Origin of the sequence: Methylobacterium mesophilicum, assembly GCF_022179445.1 — a bacterium.
GTDB classification, from domain to species: domain Bacteria; phylum Pseudomonadota; class Alphaproteobacteria; order Rhizobiales; family Beijerinckiaceae; genus Methylobacterium; species Methylobacterium mesophilicum.
In genome coordinates this window covers 36337-46681 of record NZ_BPQU01000037.1, presented here as the reverse complement: position 1 = coordinate 46681, position 10345 = coordinate 36337, and the positions used below count along the sequence as shown (strand labels likewise).

General features: G+C 69.5%; 9 protein-coding genes. 2 read left to right on the top strand and 7 right to left on the bottom strand.

Going from position 1 to position 10345, the window contains the following annotated elements:
* Window positions 1-51: 51 nt before the first annotated feature.
* Entirely contained in the window at window positions 52-687 is a 636-nt protein-coding gene (gene rclC / locus MFF40_RS24655; RefSeq protein WP_281406470.1) for a reactive chlorine resistance membrane protein RclC, read from the bottom strand.
* Window positions 688-905: 218 nt separating this feature from the next.
* On the opposite strand from rclC, the gene MFF40_RS24650 reads away from it, so the two are divergent.
* Window positions 906-1877: a cupin domain-containing protein gene (locus MFF40_RS24650; protein WP_147853707.1), complete on the top strand. Its 972-nt coding sequence runs from the start codon at window positions 906-908 to the stop codon at window positions 1875-1877.
* 84 nt (window positions 1878-1961) lie between these two features.
* Window positions 1962-2744, top strand: coding sequence for an SDR family NAD(P)-dependent oxidoreductase (locus MFF40_RS24645; protein ID WP_147853708.1), 783 nt, complete (start codon window positions 1962-1964; stop codon window positions 2742-2744).
* A 383-nt stretch (window positions 2745-3127) separates the two neighbouring features.
* On the opposite strand, the gene MFF40_RS24640 is transcribed toward MFF40_RS24645, so the two are convergent.
* The 6 genes from MFF40_RS24640 to MFF40_RS24615 form a co-directional block, all read right to left on the bottom strand.
* Window positions 3128-4156 (bottom strand): alpha/beta fold hydrolase, encoded by a 1029-nt coding sequence (locus MFF40_RS24640; RefSeq protein ID WP_147853907.1) that lies wholly within the window; start codon window positions 4154-4156, stop codon window positions 3128-3130.
* On the bottom strand, window positions 4153-5052 hold the full coding sequence (locus tag MFF40_RS24635) for a fatty acid desaturase (protein ID WP_187277660.1): 900 nt from the start codon (window positions 5050-5052) through the stop codon (window positions 4153-4155). Before MFF40_RS24635 ends, MFF40_RS24640 begins: the two co-directional genes overlap by 4 nt.
* A gap of 98 nt (window positions 5053-5150) precedes the next feature.
* Window positions 5151-6800: an ABC transporter ATP-binding protein gene (locus tag MFF40_RS24630; protein ID WP_238262591.1), complete on the bottom strand. Its 1650-nt coding sequence runs from the start codon at window positions 6798-6800 to the stop codon at window positions 5151-5153.
* The gene (locus MFF40_RS24625) at window positions 6797-7633 is read right to left on the bottom strand and encodes an ABC transporter permease (protein ID WP_147853915.1); all 837 of its coding nucleotides are present in this window, start codon (window positions 7631-7633) and stop codon (window positions 6797-6799) included. Before MFF40_RS24625 ends, MFF40_RS24630 begins: the two co-directional genes overlap by 4 nt.
* On the bottom strand, window positions 7633-8619 hold the full coding sequence (locus tag MFF40_RS24620; RefSeq protein ID WP_058192320.1) for an ABC transporter permease: 987 nt from the start codon (window positions 8617-8619) through the stop codon (window positions 7633-7635). The genes MFF40_RS24625 and MFF40_RS24620 overlap by 1 nt, the downstream gene beginning before the upstream one ends.
* Window positions 8616-10199 carry an ABC transporter substrate-binding protein gene (locus MFF40_RS24615; RefSeq protein WP_238262589.1) on the bottom strand — a complete coding sequence of 528 codons (1584 nt, stop codon included), beginning with the start codon at window positions 10197-10199 and terminating at the stop codon, window positions 8616-8618. Before MFF40_RS24615 ends, MFF40_RS24620 begins: the two co-directional genes overlap by 4 nt.
* Window positions 10200-10345 lie beyond the last annotated feature (146 nt).

The following is a 10345-nucleotide window of genomic DNA, read 5'->3' as shown; positions in this document are numbered from 1 at the left end:
CAGGCGAATCCGCAAAAACCTCCAGCGTTCCCTCAATCTACCAAAGTAGTGCTAGGTCCGGGATGCGGTCGCGAGGGGAGCGCCCAGGCCGGCACGATCCGCCGAGGTCTGAGCCGTGTGTTCGAGTACGGCGCGGGCCCCGTCGGCCACCACGAGCCAAGCGCCAGCCATCAGAACGATGTCCTTCAGCACGAGGCGCCCCCCGCCGGACAGGTACGGGAAGCCGTGCTGCGCATCGCCCAGCGCCGCCACCCAGGCTTCGGGCGTCGTCACCAGGAACGACAACGTGACCACCGGCGTCAGGAAGGCGAGCACCGCGCCCACGAGACCCCAGCGGCGCGAGACCAGCCCGACGAGGACCAGAAGGCCGATGGCGATCTCGACGGTCCCGAGGCCGTTCGAGAACGCGTAGGTGTCGTTCGCCGCCTGCCAAGCGCGCTCGGCGAGCTTGAGTTCGCCCTCGTGAGTGAGGTGCTGCGCGTACTGGTCGGGGTGTTTGTAGAAGAACGACATCAACGGGCTGTTGGCCACGAACGGGGTGATGCTGTCGGCCTCGTAGGGAGCGAACTTCAACCCCCCGATCCAGATGAAGATGGTGGCGATGGCGACCCGCACGGCGTCCAGGCCGATGCGGTTGGATCTTTGCCCCGAGACGATGCCGAGGACCTGACGGATCTGCGTGTTCATGACGAGGCTCCTTGGTTCAAAAGGTCGGATGCTTGCCAAATCGGAGGTGTTCGACCCTCATGGACGCGGGTCGGGTGCTGCCGGTCACGGTCTGGATCGGGTGCGGACACGACCGCCTGCTTCGATGCCGCAAAGATGATCTCTGGCGCCGAGTCTCGCGATGCCGGCCCGGCGCAGGATCATGACCGCGCGGATCAAGCGCGCCGCGGAGGAGCGTCATGGCGGACAGGATGACGGATGACATCCTGAGCGGGCTCGCGCCGCTCCTGCGCGTGCGCCCCGTGCTCGATGATGTGTGCCGCCTGGGCGGGGCCTGGACGTCCCCGCACGAACCCGAGCCGAACGGCCACGCCTACTTCCACATCGTCACGCAGGGCTGCGCGCTGCTCGACCGCCACGGGACCGGCGTGCTGCGGCTCGAAGCGGGTGACGTCCTGCTTCTGCCGCACGGCGACGCTCACACCACGCGCGCGGTTGAGAGTGCCGGGCATGCGCAGTCCGTGACCACGGTCCGGCGGATCGGCGAATTGCGGCTGAAGACGACCGTTGGGGTCGAGCCAGATGTCGAGCTGGTCTGCGGCCGGCTGAGCTTCGAAGGTGCGCCCCAGAGCCTGATCTTGGCGGCGCTGCCCGACACGATCGTGCTGCGGGTCGGCCTGCAGCCTCTGGCCAGCCGATACAGCCCCCTCGTCGCCGGCATCCGCTCGGAGCTGACCGATATCCGCCCCGGATCGATCGCCATCGCGAGCGATCTCGCTAGCGCGCTGTTCATCATGCTGCTGCGCGCCCACCTCGAAGCCTCCGCGTCGGCCGAGGGCCTGCTCCGGCTCATCGGGCAGCGCGTGACGGCGCAGGCGGTGCTCGCGATGGTGCGCGATCCTGTGCGCGCCTGGACGCTGGACGAGCTGGCCTCGATCGCCGCCGCCTCACGGGCGAGCCTGGTGCGCGCCTTCCGCAAGGCGGTGGACATGGCGCCGCTGGAGTTCCTCGCCGACCTGCGGCTCGGGCTAGCCCGCCACCGCCTGCGGACAGACACCAGCTCGCTCGACCAGATCGCGGTCGACGTGGGCTACCAGTCCCAAGCCGCGCTCAGCCGCGCGTTCTTGCGCAAGTACGGTGTCCGTCCGGGCAGCCTGCGTCGGGATGCGGGCGCGCGGATCACGCAGGCGGACAGCTCACAGGCCGGTTGATCCGGCCGGTCATCGGATCGCGCCGCGCCGGCATCAAAGGGCGATGCCGCCCCGGCTACCTTCCCCGCATCGGAGGAGGCAGACATGACCGCGATCAAGCGCAACGACAGGTTCAGGAACCAAGTGGTGGTCGTCACCGGCGGCACGAGTGGGATCGGGCTCGCAACCGCCACGGCGTTCGCGGCGGAGGGAGCTTCGGTGTACATCACCGGCCGGCGCCAAGACGCACTCGACGCCGCGGTCGCGGTAATCGGCGGCGAGGCGACCAAGGGCGAAGTGACGGGCGTGCAGGCCGACATGAGCCGGCTCGCCGACATCGATCGGCTCTACGAGACGGTCCGCCAGAACCACGGGCAGATCGACGTCGTCTTCGCCAATGCCGGCGGGGGCAGTTTCGCCCCGCTCGGGGCGATCGACGAGGCGCACTTCGACACGATCTTCGCGACCAACGTGAAGGGCGTGCTGTTCACGGTCCAGAAGGCGCTCCCGCTGCTACGCGATGGCGCGTCCGTCGTTCTCACAGGTTCGACCACCGGCTCGGCCGGCACGCCCGCCTTCAGTGTCTACAGCGCGACCAAGGCGGCGGTACGCAACTTCGCGCGCAGTTGGATCCTGGACCTCAAGGACAGGCACATCCGGGTCAACGTCGTAAGCCCCGGCGTGACCGACACGGCCGGGCTGACCGAGCTGTTCGGTAGCGGCGATCAAGCCGAGACGGTGAAGACGGGGATGCTCGCGAGCATCCCCTCGGGTCGGATCGGCCGACCGGAGGACGTCGCCGCGGCCGTCCTGTTTCTGGCCTCGGACGCTTCCAGCTTCATCAACGGCGTCGAGCTGTTCGTCGATGGCGGGATGGTTCAAATCTGATCTGGTGCCACCGGCTGTGGACGCAGAAGGCCAAGCTCGGTCACTCAGGAACAATGAGACAGCCAGTGAGCGGACGTTTTGAAGGCCTGCAATGGGTCGAGAGCTACCGTTGGGTCGCCGCCCGAAAGCCGACGTTCGGCTTTGCGCCCATCTCAGTCATTCAGGCAGATCAGGCCGCTCCTCCAGAGCCGACATTCAGCGCGACGGCTGTTTCGCTCAGCGATTCGCGTAAGGGCACGCTACGGATCGAGGCGCACCGCGATAGTCCGCAGCCGTGTGCGACCCAGTGTGCGACCGAGCGTGCGACTTGGGAAAGTCCGCTCCCAGGCTGACGAGAGGAGCGGCCTATAGTTGGATTGGGTAGTTTTGGGCCCGTCCGGCACTCATATGACTTCGGATGATCCGAGGAACGCACGTACCGTGTCGCGGAGAAAAGCCGCATCGGCCGGATTGGTCGACGGATTGCCCGCGCGGTGGCCCCAGATGCTGGGGATCGGCCGCAGGATGGCATCCCGGAGGTGGGGCAGCTCGGCCGCGTTGTCGGCGACGCGGAAGTAGAGGTCGGTCTCCCCGGGCATCAGCAGCAGCCGGGCCGTGATCGCGCCGAGCGCCCGCGCCAGATCGCCGTCGAAGCCTGGGTTGCGGCTGATGTCGCCCGCGTCCCAAGTGCGGAGCTGTGCGTAGAGGTCGGCCGCCGGGCGCCGGGCGAAGCGTTCCTCCCAGTCGGTGCGCAGGAAGGTGTCGAGGTCCGGCGCGCCGAGCGCGGTCCGGTGCAGGTCCGCCCGGTAGAAGTCCTGGCTGAGCGCCCAGCCGGCGTAGATGCGCCCGAAGGCCCGCAGCGAAGCGACGGGCTCGGCCGAGAAGCGGCCGGCGCCACGATACTCGGGCGCGGCCTCCAGCACCGCCATGAGGCCCTTCAGGAACACGCTGTTGTGGGTGGCGGTGCGGGCGCTGCCGCAGGTGATCACCGCCCGGGCGACCTGCTCGGGGAACAGGGCCGCCCAATGGTAGGCTTGCTGAGCGCCCATCGACCAGCCGTAGACGGCGTGCAGCCGCGCGATCCCCCAGATCTCGGTGATGAGGCGGCGCTGGGCGTGGACGTTGTCCCAGGCGGTGACGAGGCCGGGCCAGTCCGGCGTGTTCGATGGGCTCGATGACAGCCCGTTGCCGAACATGTCCGGGATGACGATGAACCACCGCTCCGGATCGAGCACGCCATCCGGGCCGATCAGCCATTCGAGGTCGGGATGCTGGGCCGCGTAGCTCGTCGGATAGAGCACGACGTTGTCGCGCCCAGGCGAGAGAGTCCCGTGCGTCTTCCAGCGCAGATGCGCGCCCGGCAGCACGGCGCCCGACTGAAGCGGCAGGTCCCCGAGTTCGAAGGTTCCGGTAGCCGTCGGCCATCCGGTCACGGGCGCAACGTCCGGACGAAGCCGACATGCCACTTGGCGTAGCCGCGCTGCAGCACGACGAGGCGCTCGCGCATCGCCGCGTGGGCGTCCGGAAGGCGGTGGAACGGGATCGACGGATAGAGGTGGTGCTCGGTGTGGAACGGCATGTTCCACATGAGCAGACGCATCAGGCCGTTGGTCAAGGTCGTGCGGGTGTTGGTCAGGCCGTTGTCGTCCATGGTGCAGAGCGTGTGCTCGGTGAGCAGGTAGAGCCGCAGGAACGGCTGCCCGAGGAGTTGCGGCCCGATCCAGAACACCAGGGGCGCCCACCAGCCGATCAGCACCATACCGAGAACCGAGACGCCGAGCAGGACGGCGCACATCAGTCTGAGCGACCGGATGATGCGCGGCGCGGCGCGCTCCGTGATGAAGGGGTAGGCCGAGAGGTCGCCGCGCAGGCCGGCCCAGGCCACCTGGAGACGGGTGCGCCAGTAGGGCAGCGCCATCACGCGCCAGACATAGGCGTCGAGGGTGGAGGGAGGCAGCAACGCGAGTTCGGGATCGTGCTCGGGATCCTGCGTGTGGCGGTGATGGGCGAGGTGGAAGGCCGTGTAGAAGTGCCAGTTCAGGAGCGACGGGCAAGCGACCAGCCAGCCGACGACGGCGTTGGCCCGGCGCGAGCGGAACGCGGTCAGGTGGATGGTCTCGTGGATCGGCGCGAACAGCGCCGATTGCACGATGCCGAGCAGCATCATGGCGGGCAGCAGCGTCCACGGTCCGGAGCGCCAGACCAGCCAGCCGGAGCCGGCCAACATCAGGACATGCGCGCCGAGGCGCACCGCACCGCGCAGGTCCGAGCGCTGCGACAGCGCCTTCACCTCCGCGCCCGTCAGAATTCGTCCGCTCGCCGAAGCCATGGATCTCCCCGAGAGTTGCAGGCGCCTCGAAAAACACACGGTCGCTGCATCATCCGTGCCGGTGCCGCCGGCCATCGTCGCCGAACCGGCATACGCGCTCAGGCGGTCAGCGCCTCGGGCGCCGACGCGTCGAGACCGCCGAACAGGCGGCGGCCCGGCATCGCGGCCACGAGGCCGCGTGTGTAGGGGTGCTCGGGCGCGGCGAAGATCACGGCGGCCGGTCCCGTCTCGACGATCCGGCCCTGCTGCATCACCGCGACCCGGTCGGCGATCCGGGCGGCGATGCGCAGGTCGTGGGTGATGAACAGCATTGCGAGATTGTACTCGGCGCGGAGCTCCGCCAGCAGGTCGAGCACGCGGGCCTGTACGGAGACGTCGAGCGCCGAAACCGCCTCGTCCGCTACGAGGACGCGCGGCTTGAGCGCCAGCGCCCGGGCGATGCAGATGCGCTGGCGCTGGCCGCCGGAGAACTCGTGCGGGAAGCGCTCGGCCGCGCCGGCTTTCAGGCCGACCCGGTCGAGCAGCGCCCGCGCCTCGGCGACGGCCTCGGCTTTCGGCACGCCGTAGGCCATCGGGCCGCGGGCGATCGCCTCGCCGACCCTCTGGCGCGGGTTCAGCGCCGCGAACGGGTCCTGGAACACGATCTGGATGCGGCGGCGTGCGACCCGGAGCGCCTCGCCCCGCAGGGCCAGGAGATCCTGGCCCCCGAAGCGGACCCGGCCCGAATCCGGCTCGGCCAGACGCAGGATCATCTGCCCCAGGGTCGACTTGCCCGACCCCGATTCGCCCACCACCGCCACCGTCTGGCCGGCCGACAGCGTGAGGGAGATCCCGTCCGCGGCGACCACGCGCCGGGCCGGACGGAACCACCCCTGCCGCGTGATGAAGGTCTTGGAGAGCGCCTCGATCTCGAGCAGCGGCGGCGACGCCGCATTCGTCCTGCGCGCCGGGCGGCCGCTGCCATGCGGCACCGCGGCGATCAGTGCCCGGGTGTAGGGGTCGCGAGGCGCGGTCAGGACCGCTTCGGCGCTGCCCTGCTCGACGACCCGGCCGTCGCGCATCACCACGACGCGGTCGGCCATCTCGGCGACCACGCCGAAATCGTGCGTGATCAGCAGGACGCCCATCTGCCGCTCGCTCTGGAGGCGGCGGATCAGCGTGAGGATTTGAGCCTGCGTGGTCACGTCGAGGGCGGTGGTCGGCTCGTCGGCCACCAGCAGCGCCGGATTGTTGGCCATGGCGATGGCGATCATCACCCGCTGGCGCTGGCCGCCCGACAGCGCGAACGGAAAGCTGGCCCGGATCCGCGCCGGGTCCGGCAGGCCGACATCCTGGATCAGCGCGCCGACCCGCGCTCCGACCGCGGCGCGCGGCGTTTCCGGCGCATGGGCCCGTATGGCCTCGGCGATCTGCTCGCCGATACGCTTCAGCGGGTTCAGCGCGCTGAGCGGCTCTTGAAAGATCATCGCGGCCTCGCGTCCGCGGATGGCGCGCATCTCCGCCTCGGACGCGGTGGCGATGTCGCGACCGCGCAGCGCGACCGCGCCGCCGGCGACCGTCACCCCCGGCGGCAGCAGGCCCAGGATCGCATGGGCGATCATCGACTTGCCCGACCCCGACTCGCCCACGAGGCAGACGATCTCGTTGGCGCCCACCGTGATCGAGACGTCGCTCACCGCCTGGGCCCGGTCGGCGCCCCGCGGCAGGCTGATGGAGAGGTCCGTGATCGAGAGGACCGGCCGGCTCATGCACCGCTCCGCCGGGCAAGCCGCGGGTTGAGCGCGTCGTTGAGCGCCTCGCCGACGAGGTTGATGGCGAGCACCGTCACGAGGATCGCGGCGCCGGGGAAGACGCTCGTCCACCAGGCCTGCCGGATGACCGTGCGGGCGGCGCCGACCATGTAGCCCCAGGACATCAGGTTCGGATCGCCCAGACCGAGGAAGCTCAGCGCGCTCTCGATCAGGATCGCGGTGGCGACCGTGAGCGAGCCGGTGACGATGATCGGCGCCAGGGCGTTCGGTAGGATGTGGCGCAGGACCAGGGCCGCGGGGCGCTCGCCCTGGCAGGCGGCGGCCCGCACGAAGTCCCGGTTCTTCAGCCGCAGGAACTCGCCGCGGGTCAGGCGTGCCAGCGGCGGCCAGCTGATCGCCGCGATCGCCAGGATCTCGTGAGCGAGCGACGGCCCCAGGGTCGCGACCAGCAGCACCGCCAGGATGAAGCCGGGGATCGTCTGGAACAGCTCGGCGATCCGCATCAGCACGGCGTCGACGAGGCCGCCGAACCATCCGGCCGTCGCCCCGATCGCTACGCCGACCAGCAGCGCTGCGAGCGTCGAGGCGAGGCCGATCGCCAGCGAGACCCGGGCGCCGTGGGCGAGGCCGGCGGCGATGTCCCGGCCCATCGTGTCGGAGCCCAGGGGCAGATCGGGGCTGAGCGGCGGCTCGAAGGGCGCGCCGACCATCTCCCAGGGATCGACCGGGACGAGGAGCGGCGCGAAGATCGCCACCGCGACCACCGCCACGAGCAGCACGAGGCCGATCACCCCGCCGGGGTTGCGCAGGAACGCCCGGATGACCCCCATCAGGCGGCCTTCGCGGAGGCGGCGATCCGCGGATCGATGAGCCGCGAGAGCAGGTCGGTCAGCATGTTGATGAGGATCACGAGCACGGACATCACGAGGAAGATCCCGAGCAGGACCGGATAGTCGCGCTGGCTGAGGGCCTCGAACACCAGCCGACCGAGGCCCGGCCAGGCGAACACCGTCTCGACCACCACCGAGCCGCCGACCAATGCGCCGGCCTGCATGCCGGCCACCGTCACCACCGGCAGGATCGCGTTGCGGATCATGTGGTCGCGGATCACGCGGCCACGGGTGAGGCCCTTGGCCCGGGCGGTCTTCACGAAGTCCTGGGCGGCGACCTCGACGATCGAGGTCCGCATCAGGCGGGCGTAGACCGCCAGATAGACCGCGGCGAGCGACAGGACGGGCAGGATCAGGTGCGCCAGCACGTCGCCGACCTGCCCCAGCGGCGAGAACGTCGTGCCGACGCTGCGGTAGCCGAAGGCCGGCAGCCATTCGAGCTGGACCGAGAAGACCAGCACCAGCATCAGGCCGAGCCAGAAGACCGGCATGGCGTAGAGCACCAGCGCCACGAGGCCGATCAGGGTGTCGGACCACCGGCCCGCCCGCACCCCCGAGAGGGTGCCGAGCAGGATCCCGGACCCGAGCGCCAGGGCGAAGGCCGTGCCGGTGAGCAGCAGGGTCGCGGGCAGGCGCTCCAGGACGAGGCCGAGCACCGGCCGCTGCTGCCGGTAGGAATAGCCGAGGTCGAGCCGCAGGACCCGGCCCAGATAGGTCGCGAGTTGTACCGGGTAGGGCTTGTCGAGGCCGTATTCCGCCCGGAGCTGCCGGAGAAGCGTCTCGTCCGAGGCGCCGGACTGGCCCGCGATGACCTGGGCCGGATCGCCGGGCGCCGCGTGGACGAGGGCGAAGTTCACGCTGGCGATGACCAGGATCACCGCCAGCGTCCGCGCGATCCAGGCGGCCAGGGCGGCTATCGTCCTCATGCGCGATAGGCCCGGGCGAAGGTGTCGTTCACGCCGCTGCCCGTGACGACGAGATCCTTGATGCGCTTGTCGGTGAAGGTCGGGAAGTCGAGCTCCGTGAGCCATGCAACCGCCGCGTCCTCGACCAGGATCTTCTGGACCCGGCTGTAGAGCGTCTGCCGGGTGGCGTCGTCCCGCGCCACGGCAGCCTCCTCGAACAGCCTGTCGACGTCCGGGTTGCTGTATCCGGAGGTGTTCGAGAACAGGATGCCCTTGCGGATGTTCGTGGAGATGTAGGAGCGCGAGACGCCGAGAGCGGGATCCCCGTACTGGTAGGTCCAGGGCGCGGAGATCTCGAACTCCCAGTTGCCGCATCGCGCCGCCCAGCCGCCGACGTCGATGCCTTCCAGTACGATGTCGATCCCGACCTTGCCGAGGGACTGGCGCACGTACTCGGCCACCCGCTGCCACAGCTCGCCGTAGGGCGGCACCAGGTATTTCAGGCTCACCCGCTTGCCGCCCGCGCCGGGCTTCAGCCCCATCTCGTCGAGGAGCGCCGTCGCCTTCGCGGGGGCGTACGCGTAGGTCTTCACGTCCGGCTCGTAGAACCGCGTCTTCGAGGAGACCGGGCCGGTGGCGACCTTTCCGAGGCCGAAGAAGACGCGCTTGCGCAGGGCCTCCCGGTCGATGGCGTAGAGCACCGCCTGCCGGAAGCGCCGGTCGTTCATCGGCGCGATGCGCGTGTTCATCTCCAGCCAGAGATGGGGGGCGTAGAACTCGTAGCCCTTCGTGGTCATGTCGAGGTTCGGGAGCGCCTTGAGGCGCGGCACGTCGAAGGCCTCGACGTCGTTCCACTGGGTCAGCTGGATCGTGCCGCTCTCCAGGGCGACGGCCCGGGAGGCCGCGTCCGGAATGACGCGGTAGTAGATCTCGTCGAGATAGGGTTCACCTTTGCGGTAATAGCCCTCGTGACGCACGAGGTGGATGTGGGATCCCTTGACCCATTCCTTGAGCTTGAACGGGCCGGTGCCGATCGCCCGGGCGTTGTTCGGGTTCTGCCGCAGGTCGGTGTTCTCGTAGAGCGCCTTGGAGATGATCGGCGCGGTCGTGGCGTCGAAAGCGTGCAGGAAGGGCGCGAACGGCTCCTTCAGCTTGAACACCACGGTGAGCGGGTCCGGCGCTTCGGCGGACGCAAGGCGCGAGAACGTGCCGCGCGCCCGCGCATGGGCCTCCATCAGCGCCTTCGTGACCGAGAACACCACGTCCTCCGAGGTCATCGGCGACCCGTCGTGGAAGGTGATCCCGGGAAACAGCTTGAACGTGTAGGTCAGGCCATCCGGGCTGCGCTCCCAGCTCTGGGCCATGCCGGGCTTCGGCGTCAGATCGAAATCGTAGGTGAGCAGGCTCTCGTAGATCTTGCCGCAGACCGTGAGCGTCGGGGCCTGCTGATTGAGCGCCGAGACCAGGATCGGCGGCTCGGGCTGGATCACGGTGTTGAGGACGCCGCCGCGGGTCTGGCCTGCGGCGCGCGTGATGCCGAAGGGGATCGGCCCCGCCGCACCTGCAGCGAGCACGAGCTTGGCGAAATCGCGTCGATTCATCCGGGACCTTTTCAAGCGGCTCGGATCGCCCCGGGGCGATCCGGCAATCCCCACGGCGAACTGGGGCCGTTCCAGCCGAATGCATCGAACAGGCCACTTCTGGTGGCGCGGATCCGGCAGCCCTCCAATTCTTGGGTGACGAGGCC